We start from the raw sequence: 20446 nt of genomic DNA, 5'->3' as shown, positions 1-20446 counted from the left end.
AGCGCCCATGATGCCACCCGCCCGGCCCGTCATGTCAGGAGCCCGGTGGCGGCGGAGTCCGGCTGCGGCGTACCGGCAACGGCGTACCGGCTCCGGCGCCGCTGCCAGGCGCCCGCGGCCACGGCAAGCGCGGCGGCAACCAGGGCACCTCGTTCCAGGTTCGCCCCGAACGGCGGGACCGTGGGCACCATGTAAAGGACGTCGAGGGCAACGACCACCGTGATGTACTCCCAGCGGCGGCCCAGGACGACGAAAGGGAGCAGCATCAGCGCGTACCAGGGGTAGCCCGGGCTGACGATCAGCAGCGTCAGCCCGATCAGGGTGGCCTGGCGCTGCCAGAGGTTTCCCAAGCTCGTCGAGCGCCAGGTCCACACCCCGACGGCGGCAAGGGCGGCGCCACTGAGCAGCACCGGCCACGGACCTGCCGAGACGAACTGGGCGAGCCCGAACCTGGCGCCACCGCCCTGGCTGTAGCCTTCCTCCTTCAAATACCCGGGCAGGAACCCGAAGACCCCTGCTCCGGCGGCCAGCACATACGGCACGTACACAAGGGCAAAGCTTCCGGCTGCAGACACGACGAAGGCCACCGGGCGCCGGAACAGCAGCGCGGGGGCTGCAATCAGGGGAATGAGCTTCGTGGCTACGGCCGCTCCGAACGCCGCACCGGAACGTAAAGGCTTGCCCCTGACCAGCAGCATGGCCGCCGCCAGCATCAGCGCGCAGGCCAGCACGTCTACGTGCGCATTGTTCACCGCTTCCAGCTGCACCAGGGGACTCCAAGACCAGGCCGCGGCCAGATGCAGGGGTCCCCTGCTCTTGGCCAGGATCGTGAGCAGCATCAGGGTGACGGCCGTGCTGATCAGCCAGCCTCCGAGCTGGAACGGCAGGTAACCGGCTGTGTCCGGGACGGCGGCCCGCACCGCCAGGAAGTAGATCTCGGCCGCGGGAGGGTAGATGGTCGGCACCTGCGGCCGGTTGATCGCCGTACAGAGTGGTTCTCCAGATGGGTAACCGGCAGACGCCACGGATCCCGTGCCGAAGAGGTCCGCCGGGCAGACTGTCTTCCCGTCGTCGCCGGCCGTTCCGGGCCGAAAGAGCCACGCGGGCCGCAGACCGGCGAGGCTTTCATCGGCGGGCACATAGGCGTACGGGGAAATCGCAGCCTTCTGCACGATGCCGTCCCAGGCATACCGCGCCGAGTCGTTGCTAGTCCGCGGCGGTCCGCTCACCGCGGCCACACCCAGCAGCACAGAGCCGGCCAGGATGACGACGACGATCCGCCGGCTCGGCACGTGCCGCAGGGACCTAACGGCCGCGACCAGAACAAGCCAGTAGATGCAGGAACCCACGAGCGGCGCGGGCGCGAAGGAGTTCCCCCGCTCAACCATCCACCACGTCAACGCCGCACACGCAAGCAACAGCAACGCGGCCACCGCATACGGTTTGGCTTTGCAGACTGACGGCTTCGCACGGTACAGGCTCACGTCTTGATCCTGCCCCAGTTCCGCCGCGGGAATCCCTTCCGCTCGATGGATTTCCGCGGTTCGTAAGATCCTGGGCGGGCTGGGCGCGGGAAACGGTGCTGTGCTTAGAGCATGAAAGGGCCCGACCCGCAAAGAATCACCGAAGCGCTGGCTGCCAGGTTTGCCTCCCCGACCCGGAGCACCCGCTTGACCGTGGTCCTCGGACGTTGGCTGGCCGTGACTTTTACCGTCTGCTTCCTCACCGGGTTGTTCAGCCACGGCCTGCAGAACCCGCCGTCGTGGATGTTTTTCCCTACCAGCCCGGCCTGGATCTACCAGCTCAGCCAGGCGCTGCATGTGACCGCCGGCATCGCCTCCATCCCGCTGCTGCTGGCGAAACTCTGGTCCGTGTACCCGGAGCTGCTCAAATGGCCGCCCGTCAAGTCCGTAGCCCATGCCCTGGAGCGGGCCTCCGTAGCTCTCTTCATCGCCTCCTCGCTGCTGCAGCTGACCACCGGGTTGATCAATACCTACAAGTGGTACCCGTGGCCCTTCCCGTTCCGCGAAACCCATTACTGGCTGGCGTGGGTCATCGTGGGATCGCTGCTCCTCCACATCGCGGTGAAGCTTCCCGCCATCCAGGCCAACTGGAACGGCCGCGCCGTCCGCCGGAGTGAACTCCACGGCCCCGAGCGCAGTACTGCCCCCGGTCACTGGTCCAGGCGGGCCTTCCTCACCGGGGTCGGCGTGTCCACAGGCGTGGTGGTTCTCACCACGGCCGGGCAATCATTTTCCTGGCTGGGCCCACTGAACCTCTTCGCCCCCCGTACCATGGGCACGGGCCCGCAGTCCGTTCCGGTGAACCGGACCTCGGAAGACGCGAAGGTCGGTGCTCTTGCCACGTCCGGCGGGTGGTCGCTGGCTGTCACGTACAAGGGGACGACTACCCCATTCAATCTGGCCGAGCTCCGGGCACTCCCCCAGCATCAAGAGGAGCTGCCGATCGCCTGTGTCGAGGGGTGGAATCAGACCGCACACTGGCGGGGTGTGCGAATCCGCGATCTGATCGGCGCCGTCGGCGCACCGCCGGATTCGGCTCTGCGTGTCACGAGCATGGAACCCGAAGGCCCGTACCGGTTGATGTCCATGCCGGCGGAATATGTTCAGGACCAGCGCACGCTCGTGGCGCTGGAACTCAACGGGGCTGTCCTGGACCTGGAGCATGGCTACCCCGCCAGGATTATTGCGCCCGGGCGCCCGGGAGTCCTGCAGACCAAATGGCTGCAGCAGGTGGAGGTCCTGTGAAACCGCTGAACGCCCGTCGCCCCCGCAGACCGGCCCCAGGCCGGCTGCTCCGGATTTTCCTCGCGCTTGCGGGCATCGCACTCATTGGAAACGGGCTGCTGGGCCTGCCCACCCAACTGGGCCCTCCGCAACTGGTGGGCCTCCTTACCTGGCTTGCCGCCGCGGTGCTGCTCCACGACGGCGTGATCGTACCGCTGTCGACGCTGGCGGGGGCGGGGCTGGCACGAACAGGATCCCGGCTGCGGCCGGTCTCCGCTGCCATCCTGCGCGGGACCCTGATGACCGGCGCAGCAGTCAGCCTGGTCACCGGGATCCTGATCAAGGCGCAGTCGGAAGCACGCAACATCAGTGCCCTCGAGGGCGACTATGCCGGACGCCTCCTCTGGTTCTGGACGGCCCTCATCATCGTGGCCGCAGTGGCGATCTACGCGTTCGAACGGGCCGGGCGTCCCCGCGCCGGCGCGGGCGTTCGATCCGCCGACGGCACCCGGTCAGGTAGAGGCGACAACCGGCAAAATACCCGTCCTTGAACCTGGTCTGTCGCCGTCAGGGTCCAGCCCGCGGCCTCGGCCCGGGACGCCAGAGCCGCCCTGCCTGTCCTCGCCCATGCGAACGGCTCGCTCAGGTTGCCGTCGTCGTCCTCAAGCACCGCCTGGTAGGCCACGTCCATGCCTTCGTCCGGGTCCGTCTCCACGAGCAATGTTCCCTGCGGTGCGATCAGCTGCCGGCACCTGCGCAACAAGCGCGCGACGTTCCCCCCAATGCCAATGTTTCCGTCCAGCAGAACCGCAGACCGCCAGTTCCCGGACTGCGGAACCGGTGAAAAAACCGACTGCAGCAGCGCGCTGGCCCCCCGGCTGCAGGCCTGGCTGACAGCCTCCGCACTGATGTCAATGCCCAGCGCGATCAGGCCCAAGGACCGGGCAGCGGCCAGCAGCCGGCCCGGCCCGCAGCCAATATCAAGGACAGGTCCCCTCAGGCCCTGAAGCAGGTTCCGCTCCAGGACGCTCGCCTCCGAGCACCAGCCGAGAACCTCGAACCGCACTTCGCCGGGGCCGGGGGCGACGCCGGCCCCGGGGGTATACGGCCGCAGCGTCAGAGTCCCTCCCCCCACCCGCAGGGCCCGGGCATAAGGTTCCCGCATGCCTTGGCCGAAGGCCGGTGCAGGCGCCGGCACCGGGACGCCGGTTAGCCCCGTCACCGCGGGTCTCCTGCCCCATGCGGCACCGCCGGCTCTGGCGCTTGCAGCCGTGCGTGCCCGGCCAGCCGTGCGGAAACGGCGAAGACCGCGGACGCGAAAGCCGTGCCCGGGATCGCACCGGCGATCTCGATTGCATCGGCGAAGAAGTCCATGTCCCTGAGTACGGGCAGCAGGCCGGTGGAGAGCCCGTGTTGGGTCAGCCGGGCCAACTGCCGGGCCCCGGTCCTGTCCGTGGACATCGGAACGCCGCGGATGAGAGCTCCGCGGGGCCGGAGGAGGGCGATGGCCCAGAACCCGCCGTCGTCCGCCGGTCCCAGCCAGGCATCGTGTGCCGGCCGCTCGGCGGACCAATCACTAAGGAGTGCAGCAAGGTGAAGCGGGGATACCTGGGGCGTGTCCATGCCGAGTATCACTAACGGGTCTTCGGCGAAGTCGCAGATCTCGGCGAGCCGTTCGTCCAGCGTCCCCGCGCTTTGGCCGGTCACTGTGAACCCTTGTGAGTCGCGGTTTCGCGGCGTGCCGTCCATGACCAGGAGCCGGCGGCGGACAGGCAAACGCCGTACCGTATCCAGCGTTCGGGTCAGGCTCAGTTGAGCGAGGTCCGCGGCCTGCGCCGTGGTCAGCGGAGGGGAAAGGCGGGTTTTCACCCGCCCGGGCATGCATTGCTTGGCGATGACCGCCACCGTCAGGTCCATTGCGTGCCCCTAGTTCGAGTCCCGCAGCCGCAGCTCCGGACCGGGCAGGGGCGGCGCAGCTCCGGTCCGACGCTGTCCGGGCACGGCCGTGAGCTGGACGGCCATGTCGCGGACCGCCGTCAACGTTCCCTTGACCGTCCCGGTTATCTTGGACCGGCCGGTGCGCGGCGCGTAATCGACCGGGACCTGGATAACCCGCCAATGGCGCCGGCTGGCCTCCAGGAACATCTCCAGCGGATAGCCGCTGCGGCGGTCTTGGAGCCCCAGCGACAAGAGCTCGGTCCGTCGCCCTGCGCGCATCGGTCCAAGATCGGTGACGGCCTCACCTGTCAGCCTGCGCAGCAGCCACGCAAGTACGGCGTTGGCAATCCGGGCGTGGACCGGCCATGACCCGCGCCGCGGCCGGCGGTTGCCCAGCACCAGATCTGCGGCGCCGGCCATGACCGGAGCCAGAAGGGCGGGCAGACGTGCCGGATCCAGCGAACCGTCGCAATCGCAGAAGGCGACATAGTCAGCCGTCGCCGCGACAAGTCCGGCGTGGGCGGCGGCCCCGAAGCCGCGCATCTCCTCCCGGACCACGACGGCGCCCAGTTCCAGCGCCAGTTCCCCCGAACCGTCCGTTGAGCCGTTGTCCACCACGATCGCCCGGTAGCCGGGAGGCATCCGGGACATCACCCACGGCAACGCGCCGCGCTCGTCAAGGCACGGCAGGACCACGTCGACAACGAACTGAGTCTCTAGCCTCATTCCTCCACGCTAGGGACGTTGGCCGCAAAATTCGCCCGCTATTCCTTACGGTGCGCGGACATCGGCGTCCTCAGGCGGTGCGGGCGCCGAAACGCGGGAGCGTGATGTCGAATTGGCATCCGCCGGGTACATTGCGGACGGAGACTCCACCGGCGTGGGCTTCGACGATGCCGGCGACGATGGCAAGGCCAAGGCCGGCTCCCGCGGACATGTCCAATGTTGCCGAGGGTGTCCGGGACGGAGTTCCGCGCCAGCCGGCGTCGAAGATCTTCCCGAGGTCTTCTTCCGGAATTCCGCCGCCGGCGTCCACCACGCTCAGGGCGACGTGTTCATTGCCGGTCTCACGGGCGGAGATGAGGATTTCGCTATTCGCGGGGGAATGCTCGATCGCGTTCATGAGGAGGTTTCCGATCACCCGGGATAGTTCGCGCGCGTCACCGTAGAGGGTGAGGTTCCCGGTCCGGGACTCTTTGAGGGTGATTGACCGGGATGCGGCGACCGGGTGTAAGTCAGCGACGGCGTCGCTGACGAGGTCGAACAGGGAGACGGGCTCCATGTGAAGCCTGAGCGTGCCTGACTGGATTTTCGAAAGTTCAAACAGGTCATCAACCATGCTGGCGAGAGTCTCTGCCTGAACGCGGATCTGCCGGTGGTAGCGGTCTGGTTCCTCGACGACGCCGTCCTCGAGGGACTCCGCCATCGCACGCAGTGCCGCGAGCGGGGTGCGCAGGTCATGGGAGATCCATGCGACGAGGCGTCGCCGGGACTGCTCCAGCGTGGCGACTTCCTCCCGGGAGCGGGCGAGCCGCTGTGAGGTTTCGGCCAGTTCACGGGCCAGGGTGGCGAATTCGAGTCCGGTGTAGTCCTCCGGGACGACAATTTGGCCGTCGCCGATCGCCCGGGCCGTGGACCGGAGCCGGACGCCCGTCCGGCTGATGCCGACTCCCATCAACGCAGCGACAATCAGGCTGATGGCGGCACCGACGCCGATCACCCAGCACAGCACCACCAGATCGTGATCCGAGATATACATCTGGGCAGCAATCGCGATGGTGGCCGCCGCGATGGAAGCCACTGTGGCCGCGACAACGATCAGCAGCCGCAACAGCATTGACTTGTGCCGTGCGAATCGCAGGGCAATTCCTGCGCAGGCGGCCACCAGGCCTGCCGCCACCGCCGCGGTGAGGAGGATGACGCCAAAGTCCGCCAGTGCGATCATGATTCACCGCGGCCCTGGACGCTGAGCCGGTATCCGATGCCCCACTCGGTGGTCAGCAACCGTGGTTTCGCCGGGTCGTCTTCGATTTTTTCTCGGACCCGGCGGACATGAACGGTGACCGTGGATAGGTCCCCGAAGTTCCACTGCCACACCGCCTTCAGGAGCTGCGCCCGGCTGAAAACCTGGTCGGGGTGTTTGAGGAGGAAGGCGAGCAGGTCGAATTCGCGCACCGAAAGGCCGAGCAAGCGCCCGTCCTGGAAGATCTTGCGGTTGGACGCATCCACCCGGAAACAGCCCAGGTCGAAGGGGGCTTCGGGGGTGATGTCGGTGATGCTGCGGCGAAGGATCGACTGCACCCGAAGGACGAGTTCACGCGGGGAAAACGGTTTGGCGAGGTAGTCGTCTGCGCCTGCTTCAAGGCCCTCTATACGATCCTCGGTGGAACCCAGGGCCGTGAGCATGATGATCGGCGTCGACGCGTTGTCGCGGATTCGCCGGCAGACTTCAGCCCCGCTGATCCCGGGAAGCATCCGGTCCAGCACGATCAAGTCCGGCCTGGTGTGTTCCGCGGCCTTCAGTGCGCTGAATCCGTCAGCGGCGTGGTCAACAATGAAGCCTGCGGAGCGCAGGTAGTCGCAGGCGACTTCCCTCACGGTCGGATCATCCTCGACGACGAGAACCCGTCGGTCACGCAAATCGTCACCGAGGCGCACGGGGCCGTGGGTTCGGGCCATGTTCTCACCATAGGCCGCGGCTGTCCCGGTTGCGAGCGTTCCGGACACCGCCGGGGTGACTGTGTGTGATTCGTAAGACTTTCCGCGTTCGACGGCGGTCTACGCTTCTTTGGCCGGCCCGTCTCGCCCTCACGCTCCGGGCAAACGGCAAGGCGCGCCGCCTCGGATGGGAGGGGGCGCGCCTGGCTGCTGCGGGTCTTGCGCTAGACGGCCGTGTATCCGCCGTCGATCGGAATGGTCGCACCGGTGATGAATTTCGCCTTGTCGCTCGCGAGGAAGGTGATGAGGTCAGCGACTTCCTGGGCCTCTCCAACGCGGCCGGCCGGGTGCAGGTTTGCGTACTGCTCGAGGGTCGGTTCGTCGATCAGCGGGGTACGGATGACGCCCGGGGCTACCGCGTTCACGCGGATGCCTTCCTTGGCGTACATCGTGCCGGCGGCGCGGGTCATGTTCACGACGCCGCCCTTCGAGGCCGAGTAGGCGATGTTGTTCGAGATGGCCACCAGGCCGAACATCGAAGCGAGGTTGACGACGACACCGCCGTCGCCCTGCTTGAGGAGCTGCTCGATGACGTACTTGTTGGTGTAGAACACGCCGGAGTAGTCGATGCCGTTGGTGCGCTCCCAGTTGTCGACCGTCGAGGTGACGACGTCGCCCTCGCCGCCGACGCCGGCCGAGGCGACGGCAATGTCGAGCTTGCCAAATTCCTCGACGGTCTTCGCGACGGCGGCCTCAACGCTCTCGGCCTTCGAGACATCGCCCTGGACGAACTTCGCGCCGATTTCGTCGGCGACTTCCTGCGACTTGGGGTTGTAGTCGAAGATCATGACATTCGCGCCTTCGGCGATGAAGGTCTTTGCGGTCGCGAGGCCGAGCCCCGATCCGCCGCCGGTGATGAATGCGACCTTGTTCTCGAGTTGCATGAGTCAGTCCAATCTCTAAGCGATGTCGCGGTCACGGTCATGGTGGCCGGCTTCCGCGGTACGCGTTTTATATGCGTATGCATCTATTCTCTCACCAATACTTGTAAAGTCAATGAATGTGGGACGTCTCACAGCTCCCGCAGCCATGGGGAGCCGATGCCTGCCAGAGGCGTTTAGGGCAGACTGATGGCGTGAACGGAATCCCGTGGGTCCTGCACGTCGATCTCGACCAGTTCATCGCAGCGGTCGAGGTGCTGCGGCGGCCGGAGCTTGCCGGCAAGCCGATCATTGTCGGCGGGCGGGGCGACCCGACCGAACGGGCTGTGGTGTCCACGGCCTCCTACGAAGCCCGGGCCTTCGGTGTGGGCTCGGGCATGCCGTTGCGCATCGCGGCCCGGAAAGTGCCCGACGCGGTGATCCTGCCCGTCGACCAGGAGGCGTACCTCGCGGCGTCGGAAGTTGTGATGGCTACCCTGCGCGCCCAGCCCGGGGCCACGGTGCAGGTGCTGGGGTGGGATGAAGCCTTTGTAGGCATTGAGGCAGAGGATCCGGAGGCCTATGCCCGGCAGGTGCAGGCTGCTGTCCTGGAGCAAACGCGGCTGCATTGCAGCGTGGGCATCGGCGACACCCTGGTCCGGGCCAAGGTCGCCACCGGTTTCGGCAAGCCGGCCGGCGTCTTCCGACTAACCGCCGGGAACTGGCTCGAAGTCCTGGGCAGCCGGCCCACCAAGGACCTGTGGGGCGTCGGCACCAAAGTGTCGGGCCGGCTGGCCAAACTTGGCATCACAACAGTCGCCGAGCTGGCCGCCTCCGACCCCCAAAATCTGGTCCCTGAATTCGGCCCCAGAATGGGTCCCTGGTACGCGGAACTCGGACGCGGGGACGGCGCCAGCATCGTGGACGGCACCCCCTGGGTTGCCCGCGGGCATAGCCGGGAGACCACCTTCCAGCAGGACCTGACCGAGCCCGGCCAGGTGGACGACGCCGTGCGGGAGCTGACGGCGCATGTCCTCGAAGATGTGGTGGCCGAAGGACGGCCGGTGATTGGGCTGACCCTCAAGGTCCGGTATGCGCCGTTTCTCACCAAGACCCACGCGCGAAAGATCCCCGAAACCTTCGACCGGAACGACATCCTGGCCCGGGCGTTGGACCTCGCCGCCGAGATTGAGGCGGACCGTCCCATCCGGCTCCTTGGGCTGCGGGCAGAAATGGCGATGCCCGAGGATGCGCGTAAGGGACACACGCCGACGCGCGGCGGCTGGTGACGACGTCGTGCGGTAATGCGGTTAAGCGGCGGCGCCGCTGATGACCCGGTCACGTCCGGCAAGCAGACCCGTCGCGGCGAGAACCGCCATGATGCCCGCGGTGACGAGGAGCGGAAGCGTCCAGTCTCCGCTCACGTCGCGAAGGCCGCCGAACATCACCGGGCCCACCGCTGCCAGACCGTAGCCGACAGATTGCGCCATTCCGGACAAGGACGCTGCCTGCGGGTAATTCACGGTCCGGAGGCTGAACAGCGAGAGGGCGATGACGATGAGGCCTCCACATCCGATGGCCCCCAGGACGATCCACAGCAGGACGAGGTCCGGAGCAAGCGCCAGCCCGAGGAACGTCACGAACGTGAGCGCCCCGCTGGTGCAGGAGACCAGCCGTTGGTCCGAACCCCGGTGCAGGATTCCGCCGGTGGCAAGGCTTGCGAACACGCTGATCAGCAGGAATACGGAGAGATGGACGCCCGCCGTCGTCGCGGGCACTCCGCGGCTTTGTTCGATGGTGGGCAGCCATGCCATCAGGACGTAGAAGGCGATCGACTGCAGTCCCATGAAGATCGTCACCTGCCAGCCCAAGGCCGAGGTCCAGGGCGACCGGTAGGCAACCTCGGGCGTGGTACCGTGCGCGGTACCTAGCCTGTGCCGCCGCAGCCACGGCAGGAGCACCGCCATGGCAATGAGGGCCAGTCCCACCCAGATTCCGAGGGCAAGCCGCCACCCCGCCGGGGACGTTTGTGCCACGGGAACGACGACGGCGGCACCGATCGCCGCGAAGGCGGCCTGTACGGCGGTGTAACTTCCGGTGACCTGGCTGACCCGCAGCGGAAAGTCCCGCTTGACGAGGGACGGCACCAGGACGTTAAGGAACGCGATCGCCAAGCCGATCAGTGCGGTGCCGGCCCAGATGAAGCCGGGCAGCGGCAACGAGCGAAGCACGATGCCGGCAGCGAGGATCAGCAGGGACATCCACAGTGCCCGGTCGAGACCCAGCCGGTTGGCGAAGCCGGGCGCCACGGGTGAGAAGACGGCGAAAGCTATGAGCGGAAGGCCCGTAAGGAACCCTGCTGCGGCACTGGATAGCTCCAAGTCGCCGCTGATGTTTGCGAGAACCGGTCCGACGCTGACAAAGGACACCCGAAGGTTTACTGCGATGAGCAGGACGCCGATGAAGGCTAGGCCGAACCTGGCAGTACGGTCCGGCGCGGTCCGGGTGGCAGCGGGCATCGTGAGGTGTTCCGTCCTTCAGGCAATGTGGCCGACAAACTTACCCTTGTAAACCTAGCCTGTTGATAAGCGGCTCCGCTGCAATGCACCCGCGCACCACCCACGGGCCCGCGGAACCTAATGCTCGGCTGCCGCGGCAGCGCCGCCGCCGGCCGGGCGTCCCATCCGTTGTTTCGCCGTATGGCTCCCGGGACCGATGGGTACCTGCGTCGTGGCCTTGGCCAAGCCAAAGAGCGGCATGCCGTTGTAAACGGTCTCAATCCCGCTGGCCGGCACTTGGTACGTCTCATGCCAAACGCCCACATCGCCGCTTCCTGACAGCTCCTTCATGAAGCGCCGCCAAGGCTCGAGGTGGGGAGATTCCCGGTCGGCAGCGAATTTTCGGAGATGCTCGGGGCTCTCCCAATAGCTGAGCAGAACGGTCGTGCGGCCGAACCATTGCTCGACACCCAGCATCCCGGACGCTGGGTTGTTGGCAAGATGCCCGAGCATCCTGGGCATCGCCGCGGCCACTTTGGCGACGCTGCCAACCTTCCACCACCGATTGGCACGCATGCCGATCAGGAACACTGTCAGCGATTCGCGCCCGGGATCGGCGGTGAAGCGTCCCGGGAAGATCTCTGGTGCCATGACGACTCCCTTCGGAAGATGCATTGTGTAACAATGTTATGAAACAACGTTATGGAACAATGGACCGCATGGCAAGACCTATTGTGCATACTGAATCCCTCAGGCAAGAACTACTCGCCGCCACCGCCGAACTCGTTGACCGCGAAGGCCCGGCGCGGGTCACCCTGAGGGATGTCGCGGCCGCCGCGCGGACTTCGACGACGGCCGTCTACTCGCTCTTCGGGGGAAAATCACAGTTACTGACCGCCGTCGTGGATGATGGGTTCCGCTCGTTCCACCAATCCCAACTGGCAGCGGCGGCCGGCGGGCTGCACGCACTGGGCATGGCCTACAGAGCGTGGGCAATGCAGCACCAAGCCCTGTATCGGCTCATGTTCGGCGGCGCCCTGGCCGAGTACGTGGAATGTGATCCCAGCCCCGACACGGCAGCAGCCGCGATGACCCCCTTAATCGAGGCCGTGGCTTCCGCCCAAAGCGCCGGCACCATGCGGCCGGCCAGCGTGGACATCGTGGCCACCGCCATCTGGGGTCAGGTCCACGGACTCGTGAGCCTGGAACTGGCGCATTTGGGCTCACCCGAAACCAACTGGGAGTCGCTCTACTCTTCCGCCTTGGACGCCATGGCCCGCGGCTGGGCTGCCTGACGCGCCCACAGCCCGGTCACGCCCCTGCTTCAGGGCTCGACGTGCATTTTCGCGGCTTCCTCAAGTTCGATTGCCTGACTCCGGGCCAGGCTCATCTCAGCGGTCGTGTCGATGTGGCGGGTCAGCACCCAGTAGAGGACCGCTGCCACCGGCAGGCCGATAAACAAGGAGATGTCAGCGCCGCCCATCGCTTCGGCCACCGGCCCCACGAAGAGTTTTCCGGCGGAGAAGAAAGGAATCATGACCGCGAAGCCCACGAGGTACGCGGCGATTCCGGGCCAGCCCCAGCGTCCATAAATCCCGTGCGGGTGGAAGATTTCCGCGATGGCATAGTGGCCTTTGCGGACGATGAAGTAGTCGGTGAGGTTGACCGCCGTCCACGGGATGAAGAAGTACAGCACCAGAAGCAGGAAGTCGTTGAAGTTGGCGAGGAAGTCGGCGGATGCGACGTTGGCGAAGGCAAGTGAGATGGCCGCTGTGATCACGATGGTGACGACCCGGATTCTCACTGTGGGCCGAATGCGGCGCAGGCTGTCGATGGAGGAGATCAGCGTCAGCGATCCGCCGTACATGTTCAGCGCCGTGACGGACAGAAGTCCGAGGGCGGCGATGAACAGTGCGATTGATCCGAAGCCGGGGAACAGTTTGCCGGCGGTGTCCTGGATCGAGCTGATGGTGTCGAAGTCCGGGCCGGCTGCCGCGGCGATGAAAGAGCCCAGGAACATGACCCAGATACCGCCGAGGGCACTCCCCCAGAACGTCCACTTGAACGTCCCGCGGCCTGATTCCGGAGGGAGATAGCGGGAATAGTCCGAGACGTAGATGGCCCAGGAAATCTGGTAGCCGGCCGCGACGCCCAGCTGTCCCAGGAACGGAACGAGATGGAAATCGGCCAGATTGAACGCCCCGCCGGGCAGCTCCAGGTGGGTGAGCACCGCAACCGTCAGGAGGGCCAGCATGATGATGGTCAGGTATGTCAGGTACCGTTCAAGGCTGTGGATTAGGTCGTAGCCGAAGAGCGCGACGGCCGCAGCGATAATCGTGATGACCCAGAACCAGAAGGTTTCGTTGCCGATGCGAAGGGACCCGGCCACCGCCTCGCCGGCCAGCACAGTGTTAAAAACATTGAATCCGGCGTACTGCAGGTAGGCGAAAAGCCAGACAAGCAGGGCTCCCACGTATCCGAACTGCGGCCGGGACTGGATCATTTGAGGCAACCCCAGCTGCGGGCCCTGCGAGGAGTGCGCAGCCATGAACAACGTACCCACCAGCACGCCGATCGCGATCGCAATCAGCGACCAGATCAGGTTCCCGCCGGTCGTGATGCTGATCAGCCCCACCGCGAGCGTGGCTATTTGGGCGTTGCTCATGAACCAAAGCGGCCCAATGTGGGAGACCTTTCCGTGCCTCTCATTGAGAGGAACGTAGTCAATCGACCGGACTTCCAGTCCGCGGCCCGACGCCGGCCCTGCAGCTGTACTCATGACATGTCTCCCAGAAGGCTAGAAGGTGGGCTGCCGCCGGCATCGGTGCGGAATCGAAGTCGACAACGACCGGAACCCCTGGCCGATGCCGAAGATTCCTGACGCACATCACATGGAGGTCGTGGACAAGACGAGACTCGAGCCATGACCACGCTCTTCTTTGAATGACAAAATCATGGGCCTCATCGTGTGCGGATGTCCATAGGCCGGGTAACGGTCGCTTCGGCTCAACGGCGGGCGTCAGCGGGTCACCCCATCCATCACAGTTACTCCACAGGTCCCCCCTTTTGGCGCTGCCTCATCCCACAGGCTGACAGCAGGTCGTAGTGGAAGCCGAAGACGTTCACCGGGCGGTGTCCACACACAGGGCCGCTACGGTCCGGGAGTGCTTCCCAAACCTAGACGCGCCATACGATTGCGGAAGGGACGGGACTGCTGAAGGTTTAGTTGACAGCTGGGGTTGGTAATTTCTTACGCGGCTGAGGCCGCGTTTTTTATTGTCTCAAACTCGATTGGTGTCAGCCGTCCGAGGGCGCGTTGACGGCGTTTGCGGTGGTATCTGCGCTCGATCCAGGTCGTGATGGCCAGCCGGAGCTCGGCCCGGGTTTCCCATCATTTCCGGTTCAGGACGTTCTTTTGAAGCAGAGAGAAGAACGATTCCATCGCGGCATTGTCACCGCAGGCCCCGACTCGGCCCATCGATCCGTTCAGGCCGTAGGTGTTCAGGGCCAGGACGAACTTTCTGGATCTGAACTGGGACCCGCGATCGCGCCGGCCGCGGCCGCCGACGCGATTGACGGTGTGTATTTCGAAGCGGCTTTCCCAAGACTCTTGCGTTTACTCTGCCATATCGGATGGGCTGTAATTTCACATTGACATGTGTCGCGGCCGTGGGCTCGGAAACTTTCTTGCGGGGTGGTGGTCAGGGGGCCCAAGCCGTTCCCACATAGCCGTGAATAGGAGCGTCTCTTCCCTTCGCGATCCTTATAGGAAATCCGTGCCGAAGTGTCCGCCGAGGACAGCCTGACCGTCGGCCATCACTCCCTCTCCGCCATTGGAGGAGGCGACTTAGAGATCGACGCGAAGGACGCGCGCCACCTGCAGAAGTGCGCCAGGCGAGGCCACCACGAGGCGCGTCCCGTTCCAATTCCGCCCTGTGACAAGCCACCACCAGTCCGGCCCGACGCGGCCGCGCCAAACCGCGACGCGCCGCCGTCAGCGAGGAGGAGGCGCGGACCGACGGCTATGGGATCACGATGCATGCGTCTCCGCCCCCCTTGACCGCCAATGGGTTGTCACTGTAAGACAGCTGAAGGATCCGTTGCACGACGGCGGGTTCGCCGGCCGGTTGGGTAAGCGATGGGAGGGAATCGGATGCCATGGTTGTACGGAAAGTTGTGTCATGACGACTTCTCGAAAAGTGTTTCCCGGTTTCTGCAAGTCTTGCCTCACCGCTCGCCGACGGCCTGTAACGGAATGGACGACATACGGCGAGGTGCCTGCGCGGAGTGGAAAAAAGCATCAAACCGAGTACTGAGTTCCCCAACGGCACTTCGCCCACTCGAAGTAACTCCCCCCCACGGAGTTCTAGATCGTAACGATATTCGCGCTATCCCGGTAAACCCGACCGGAACCTTCGAGTACCTAGTTATTTGGTTTATTTATATTAAGGCGCCTGACGATCCTGACGATTACCGCGTACTGTACATAACCTGTTCGGACGAGGAGTACCGCCGCGGGCACAGGCCAAGCCTTCCTAGGGAGGCTTGGGAACAAGCTGACAGTCGCGCCAACGAGACCGAAGATTGGGATGACTCGCTCAACTGGGTCGAGCCGTCCTAACTGATATGGATCATTGAGTCTGTGCGGGGACTCAGATCCAGGATGGGCCGTAGCCTAGCTAGGTCAACCGCCTCACCGCCAACCTCCGCCCCGGCCCACATTGCGCCGTCGCATTTCAAGCCTTCCCACTCAGGCGCGTAAAATGTCGCATTCGAAAAATCTGCGCCCCAAGCGGTAGCCCTGCGAAAGCTTGTATTGCTCGCCTGGAGCTGCCGAAATGACGTGCCCACGAGGAGCACATCATCGAGCCTCACATCGACGAAGGTAGCGCCATCAAAATTTGCCCCGCTGAGCTTGATATTACGCAGATCAACATTGGTCAGCTTAATTTCGGGAAAGCATAACCGGCTAAGATCAATCCTACGGGCCTCCATATAAGGTCGGTTTCGCCGTTTACCTAGCAGGACAAGGGCGGCTGCGATGTCCGGAGCTATAACAGCATCGTGCTGCGGCGTCTGTTTGCCGTTTCGTACAAACCCCCCTTGGCTTGCGCGGTAGCCGATAAGCCGTACTAATTGCCTGTCTGTCTTCGACCAATAGGATGGATTGTCATTTATCCAGTCGCTCAAGGAATCAATATGGACGAGGCGCGTTGCCAGGTGCTCTGAGAATAATCCCGTCATCAACGCGTCGTACCTACGTTCTTGGTGCCGTCTCTCGTCTCTCCTGTAGCTACTCGCCGCATAAAACAAAGTCCCTACAACGAGCGCAGCACTCAAATACTGGATGACCGCGCCGAACAAAATAGACACAGTCTGCATTCGTACATCATTCGATTGACTGGAGACCACCAGTCCGAGACACCATGTTAACCCCACGGGTACGATGAGGGCGGCAACGAATAACAGTAGAAACTTAAGCCATCCCGGAGTATTCTCGTACCGTCGTCGAATTTTCGATTGCATCATGAGTGCACGGCGCGTCCGTCGTGTGAGGACAGCGTCTCGATGGTGGTGGTGGACTGTTCGAGGATGCGAACCTCGGCCAAGATATCTGACTGCAGGTCTGGTACCCACTCTGTGGGCTTACTCAGGAATTCCCAAAATGCAGCTGCACACGCAGCACGCGCCCGAGTGTCGTCGGATAGTGGCCTCCACGTCAGACGCGGAGTTTGAACGAAGTCCGGACGCCTGTGATTGGTGTAGTCCCCTCCGACATCGAAGCCCTTTTGGTAGAGCTCTGCCGTCTCATATTGATCCCTATTGCTGAGCGTCTCCTCAACAAAGATGACCACCTGGGCTGGATCGACTACCAATACCAAATCTGAGACTGCCTTGCGCAGACTCTCACCCGCAGATCTAAATAAATCTTTGACTTCCGCAGGCAAGTCCCCACTTTGGTTGAGTTCTTCAAGCTCCCGCCGTCGTTGCTTCTTGGTGAAGCTAGGCAGACGTAGCTTTTTCAATATCGCTGCCGGGGTTGCAACTGTTTCCACACACCCGCGGTGAGGATATCCGGAGCTGCACTCCGAACCGTTGAAGTCCACAATGACGTGCCCGATTTCGCCGGCTGCGTCATTCGCGCCTTCTGTGAGCTCACCGTGGCTAATGATTCCTGCGCCTACTCCTATTCCCGATACAAGGATTGTAACTATGTCAACTTCACCGCTTCTAATGTGTTCTCCGCGCGCCAACGCGTTGACATCATTCTCAACCACGACGCGTAAGCCCTTTCCCGTTTGCGCCTGAATTGATTGCTCCAGCAATCTCCTGAGCGGTACGTCTCGCCAGTTATGGCGTGCGGAGTTTAAGGCCGGCGCTTGCCGTACGAGGCCGTTATTGTGGTCAACCACTCCAGCGATACTCACGCCTATCCCGAGAACTGGCTGCGGGCTCTCGGCGACTAGCTCCTCAACCAGGGAGGTGCAGGCATCCACCACATTTTGGATACTTGGATCACTTGGCAAGGATTTCAGGGCGGTTCCTTGCGTGTTATCTCCATCGAGTCCGAGTAGGACGGCGTAGACGCTGTCTTCATGAACGGACAAGCCGACAATGTTGGCGTTATCGGCAGCGAAGGTGTAGCTCCTGTCGGCCTCTTGTTTGACCAGTTCGTGCTTCGCAAGTGATTCCAAGGTCTTGGAAGCCCAAGATTTGTCATGCTCGCCGAGCTGCGGGGTGGACCCGAGCAAGCCGCGCGGACCTGCCAGCTTGCCCCCCCGCCTAGCCGGCACTGCCAGCTCTTTCAGAATCTCGGAGGCAATCTCATTGAGACCCGTCACCGGGATCATGTGGGTCCCCGCTCCGGTATCGGAGTTAGTCACCTGGTCCGCCCATTCAATGTTTAAACCCAAAGCCCACCCATACCGGAGGAGCGTCCCAAGGGTGGGAGCGCTTTGTCCCGATTCCAGTTCAGACACGGCCGATTGGGTGGTACCCATCGCTGAGGCAACCTGCTTCTGAGTCAGGCCTTGGCGAACGCGTGCTTGATAGGCCATTACTAGCAAATCCGCAGCCGACGTGCGGTCCTCAGGTGCGACTCCGCTGTGGCTTGCGCCAGGCCGCGTCTGCTCGTCACTCGAAGGGCCGGTGTGTGACATGCACACTTCTTCAGTCGACTCATTCTTGCGCATCAAAGACGTCCTTTCAGAGGATCTTTCACTAGCTGTTGTGCGAGGAACACATCCCATATCGGCTAGTACCGATATCATTGCAACCTACTGCGAGGTTGTCAATGGCCCGCCTGGAGATACGCCCGGGACTGCCCCTTGTTTGCTTGACTCCTGACTTGTGAGGATTCGGTCCTTGCAGCAAGGATGTTCAACATGCCTAAGCCTTTCCCCGTTGAGTTCCGCCGTGACGTGGTCGCCGTGGCGCGGAAGCACGAGGCCCCGATCTCCCAGATCGCTAAAGACTTCGGGATTTCCGAAGCGACCCCGCACAACTGGCTGAAGAAGGCCGACAGCGAGGACGGTGCCCGTCCCGGTGTGACGGAGAAGGAAGCCGCCGAGCTCAGGGATGCCAGGAAGCGGATCCGGCTGCTCGAGCAGGAGAACGAGATCTGCGCCGGGCAGCGGCGTTCTTCGCCCGGGAGCTGCCCCCAAAATGAAGTTTCCGCTGGTTCTTGATCAAGACGGCGACGGGATTCCCGTCGCCGTGGCCTGTCCGTGACGATCCGGCACGGACGGATCAGCGGAGCCCGGACATCCACCTTTTCGCGGGCGTCCGGGTCAAAGAACTGGGGCCAGGGCAGATCACGTTGATGCATCTCCCACCGATTTTTCGGCTCATCGGGCATATCGCCGCGAGGCCGGGGCGTCATGCACTGAGCGATCATGAACGCCAGATCCGCCCCACGGATCTTTACCGCCAGTGCCGTCCCGCCTACGCATCTGGTGGCTTTGTCGATGATCCAGGCGAAGTCCGGGCGTCGCACCTTGCCGTCGGGAAAGATGACCAGGATGTCCAGTTTTGTGGAATCCTCCTGCATCTCGGAGCCCGGCAGCAGGGCGGGGCGGGACTTCAGTACGCGCTCGGGCACTGCAGCGGCGGACCTCCGGTTGGAGGCGTTGCCCGTCAGGTACACGCCTTTGGCCAACTCATCGAGGACCTTGCGCAGGCGCCCGTTGCCCGGCACCTTGAACTCGTGGGCCGGGTACTGCTTTGCGATTCTGGACCGAACCATGGCGAGCCGCTGGGACTTGCTGATATTCGACTTGGGAATCAACTCGCGGTTGACCTGCTCACAGACCTCCAGCACCTCCGGAGGCACCAAGTCGGTGACCCGATGCGTTCTCGTCATGCGCCTGTCGATCAGGGCAGCCGGGCCGTCCGTCTCGTAGGCCCGCGCCTTGCGAAAGAGCGTGCTCTGTGACAACGCCAGCTTCCGGGCAAGCCCCGGTTCCCGGGTCTTCAGCTGATCAGCCAGGGCACGCAACTCCGATTCTTTCAGCCCGGCCCGACTCCAGCGGGAGCTTCCGTGCCCGTAGCCCGGCTTGAATTCCGTGGCGCCCTCAGCCCTGCCGAACGCGACCTCCTGCACATCGGGGGCTAAACGGTCCACCGCCGCGAGGACGCCGTCCCGCTGCCCGGCCCCTTTCACCTGTGTTTCCAAAGTCTCTGCGAGGCTCAAGGCCGCAGTCCCCCTCCCAAGGCGGTCCTCCAGCGGGCATTCCTCACTCACCCGGAAAAGGGACGCCGTGAGCCTCTCCCCGTTCTCCAGATCGATGAGCCCCAGAAGATTCCCCGAAATGTCCGTGATCTCCCAGTCCCGCTCCGAGTAGTGAATTCGATCGCCAATCCAGAAGCAGTTCATGGCTGTACTCCTCCTTGGGCCGCCACCACCAGCAGTCCCGGGTGGTAGGGGCCCGGCTCTGCCGGCATTACGCGGCGGTGAAACATCAGATTGAATAGTTGGCCGTACCCGATCCCGGACTCTGTGCGGGCGTCCAGGTGCAGGGCGGCGTCCGCTATCGTGTGCGGGATGGCAAGAAAACTGGCAAGATCATCCGCTTGCTCGACGGACGGGGCGAACCCGCCATACCGGAAGGCGCAAATCCACTCAAGGTTGTCTGCCGCCCATCCGGTGCACCCGTGCATCGCCCGGTAGCCCCACCCCTGTGCGCGGCAGACACTTTCAGTGAGGGCTGCGGCATGAACAAAACTCTCGCTGCTCGCGTGCTCCGCCGGCTTCACATCAACCACCAGCTTCCCGCCGCCGCTCGCTAGCACTGCCGCGAAGTCGGGGTAATGAGCGGTGCCGTCCGGGAACTTCAGGCAAAACGGTTGATCCACGATTGCGGTGACTTCCCCGCCATGATCAAGCTCCATCAGGCACGTCAGCTCGAGCAGGGATTCGAATCCCACGAGCACCTGGGCGGCCCCGAAGGGGTACTTGCCGCAGTAGTGCCGCCGTTGCTCGTAGTTTGGACTAGCCCGGCAAGGTCCGAAACGAGTCGGGTCAAGGTCGCTCAGCCGGCGGTCCAGAACCCGGGAAACCATTGAACCATCGGGCTTAAGGGCCAAGAAGAGCGGGTGCAGCAGGTTGCTGTGCACGTCCTTGAACGGATCATTCTTCAGACGGCCCATGGCCGCCACCTCGTTTTGTGGTTGGAGCCCTTAGTGA

At 63.9% G+C, this 20446-nt stretch carries 17 protein-coding genes and 3 pseudogenes; 5 read left to right on the top strand and 15 right to left on the bottom strand.

All coding sequences use genetic code 11. The features are described from left to right. Window positions 1-29 precede the first annotated feature (29 nt). Entirely contained in the window at window positions 30-1484 is a 1455-nt protein-coding gene (locus AC1DGI_RS03215; protein ID WP_476897736.1) for a glycosyltransferase 87 family protein, read from the bottom strand. A 111-nt stretch (window positions 1485-1595) separates the two neighbouring features. On the opposite strand from AC1DGI_RS03215, the gene AC1DGI_RS03210 reads away from it, so the two are divergent. Further along, window positions 1596-2768 carry a molybdopterin-dependent oxidoreductase gene (locus AC1DGI_RS03210; RefSeq protein ID WP_441403279.1) on the top strand — a complete coding sequence of 391 codons (1173 nt, stop codon included), beginning with the start codon at window positions 1596-1598 and terminating at the stop codon, window positions 2766-2768. Next, a complete protein-coding gene (locus AC1DGI_RS03205) occupies window positions 2765-3298 on the top strand; it encodes a hypothetical protein (protein ID WP_476897735.1) in 534 nt (177 codons plus the stop codon). Before AC1DGI_RS03210 ends, AC1DGI_RS03205 begins: the two co-directional genes overlap by 4 nt. Here AC1DGI_RS03205 and AC1DGI_RS03200 read toward each other — a convergent pair. The 6 genes from AC1DGI_RS03200 to AC1DGI_RS03175 all read right to left on the bottom strand — a co-directional run bounded on the left by AC1DGI_RS03200 (window position 3193) and on the right by AC1DGI_RS03175 (window position 8287). After that, window positions 3193-3912 carry a class I SAM-dependent methyltransferase gene (locus AC1DGI_RS03200; RefSeq protein ID WP_476897769.1) on the bottom strand — a complete coding sequence of 240 codons (720 nt, stop codon included), beginning with the start codon at window positions 3910-3912 and terminating at the stop codon, window positions 3193-3195. The genes AC1DGI_RS03205 and AC1DGI_RS03200 overlap by 106 nt on opposite strands. 53 nt (window positions 3913-3965) lie before the next feature. Further along, window positions 3966-4664, bottom strand: a complete 699-nt coding sequence (locus AC1DGI_RS03195) for a TIGR04282 family arsenosugar biosynthesis glycosyltransferase (protein WP_476897734.1) — start codon at window positions 4662-4664, stop codon at window positions 3966-3968. Between the two features lie 9 nt (window positions 4665-4673). Then, complete coding sequence (locus tag AC1DGI_RS03190; RefSeq protein ID WP_476897733.1) at window positions 4674-5411, bottom strand: glycosyltransferase family 2 protein; 738 nt, start codon at window positions 5409-5411, stop codon at window positions 4674-4676. A 70-nt stretch (window positions 5412-5481) separates the two neighbouring features. Beyond that, window positions 5482-6630, bottom strand: coding sequence for a sensor histidine kinase (locus tag AC1DGI_RS03185; protein ID WP_476897732.1), 1149 nt, complete (start codon window positions 6628-6630; stop codon window positions 5482-5484). Beyond that, complete coding sequence (locus tag AC1DGI_RS03180) at window positions 6627-7364, bottom strand: response regulator transcription factor (protein WP_476897731.1); 738 nt, start codon at window positions 7362-7364, stop codon at window positions 6627-6629. The genes AC1DGI_RS03185 and AC1DGI_RS03180 overlap by 4 nt, the downstream gene beginning before the upstream one ends. 203 nt (window positions 7365-7567) lie before the next feature. Beyond that, on the bottom strand, window positions 7568-8287 hold the full coding sequence (locus AC1DGI_RS03175) for an SDR family NAD(P)-dependent oxidoreductase (protein ID WP_476897730.1): 720 nt from the start codon (window positions 8285-8287) through the stop codon (window positions 7568-7570). 191 nt (window positions 8288-8478) lie between these two features. Between AC1DGI_RS03175 and AC1DGI_RS03170 the strand changes: the two genes are divergently transcribed. After that, on the top strand, window positions 8479-9552 hold the full coding sequence (locus tag AC1DGI_RS03170; RefSeq protein WP_476897729.1) for a DNA polymerase IV: 1074 nt from the start codon (window positions 8479-8481) through the stop codon (window positions 9550-9552). A 21-nt stretch (window positions 9553-9573) separates the two neighbouring features. Here the strand turns inward: AC1DGI_RS03170 and AC1DGI_RS03165 are convergent, their stop codons facing one another. Next, the gene (locus AC1DGI_RS03165; protein ID WP_476897728.1) at window positions 9574-10782 is read right to left on the bottom strand and encodes an MFS transporter; all 1209 of its coding nucleotides are present in this window, start codon (window positions 10780-10782) and stop codon (window positions 9574-9576) included. A gap of 117 nt (window positions 10783-10899) precedes the next feature. Then, window positions 10900-11412, bottom strand: a complete 513-nt coding sequence (locus AC1DGI_RS03160; RefSeq protein WP_476897727.1) for a DUF4188 domain-containing protein — start codon at window positions 11410-11412, stop codon at window positions 10900-10902. 68 nt (window positions 11413-11480) lie between these two features. Between AC1DGI_RS03160 and AC1DGI_RS03155 the strand changes: the two genes are divergently transcribed. Further along, window positions 11481-12056 carry a TetR/AcrR family transcriptional regulator gene (locus AC1DGI_RS03155; RefSeq protein ID WP_476897726.1) on the top strand — a complete coding sequence of 192 codons (576 nt, stop codon included), beginning with the start codon at window positions 11481-11483 and terminating at the stop codon, window positions 12054-12056. 29 nt (window positions 12057-12085) lie between these two features. Here the strand turns inward: AC1DGI_RS03155 and AC1DGI_RS03150 are convergent, their stop codons facing one another. The 5 genes and pseudogenes from AC1DGI_RS03150 to AC1DGI_RS03130 form a co-directional block, all read right to left on the bottom strand. Continuing rightward, on the bottom strand, window positions 12086-13540 hold the full coding sequence (locus AC1DGI_RS03150; RefSeq protein ID WP_476897725.1) for a purine-cytosine permease family protein: 1455 nt from the start codon (window positions 13538-13540) through the stop codon (window positions 12086-12088). 471 nt (window positions 13541-14011) lie between these two features. Continuing rightward, window positions 14012-14308 (bottom strand): annotated as a pseudogene (locus AC1DGI_RS03145) (integrase core domain-containing protein); the annotation flags it as partial. Between the two features lie 1070 nt (window positions 14309-15378). Further along, entirely contained in the window at window positions 15379-16143 is a 765-nt protein-coding gene (locus tag AC1DGI_RS03140) for a pentapeptide repeat-containing protein (protein ID WP_476897724.1), read from the bottom strand. A 143-nt stretch (window positions 16144-16286) separates the two neighbouring features. Then, entirely contained in the window at window positions 16287-17645 is a 1359-nt protein-coding gene (locus tag AC1DGI_RS03135; RefSeq protein ID WP_476897768.1) for an ROK family protein, read from the bottom strand. 21 nt (window positions 17646-17666) lie between these two features. Continuing rightward, window positions 17667-17819: pseudogene (locus AC1DGI_RS03130) on the bottom strand (helix-turn-helix domain-containing protein); the annotation flags it as partial. Window positions 17820-18146: 327 nt separating this feature from the next. On the opposite strand from AC1DGI_RS03130, the pseudogene AC1DGI_RS03125 reads away from it, so the two are divergent. Continuing rightward, window positions 18147-18486 (top strand): annotated as a pseudogene (locus tag AC1DGI_RS03125) (transposase); the annotation flags it as partial. A gap of 1146 nt (window positions 18487-19632) precedes the next feature. Here AC1DGI_RS03125 and AC1DGI_RS03120 read toward each other — a convergent pair. Then, complete coding sequence (locus tag AC1DGI_RS03120) at window positions 19633-20409, bottom strand: hypothetical protein (RefSeq protein WP_476897723.1); 777 nt, start codon at window positions 20407-20409, stop codon at window positions 19633-19635. Between the last annotated feature and the right edge of the window lie 37 nt (window positions 20410-20446).

This window comes from Arthrobacter sp. 05N428_2 (assembly GCF_056397065.1).
This window is presented reverse-complemented; position numbering and strand designations above follow the sequence as displayed.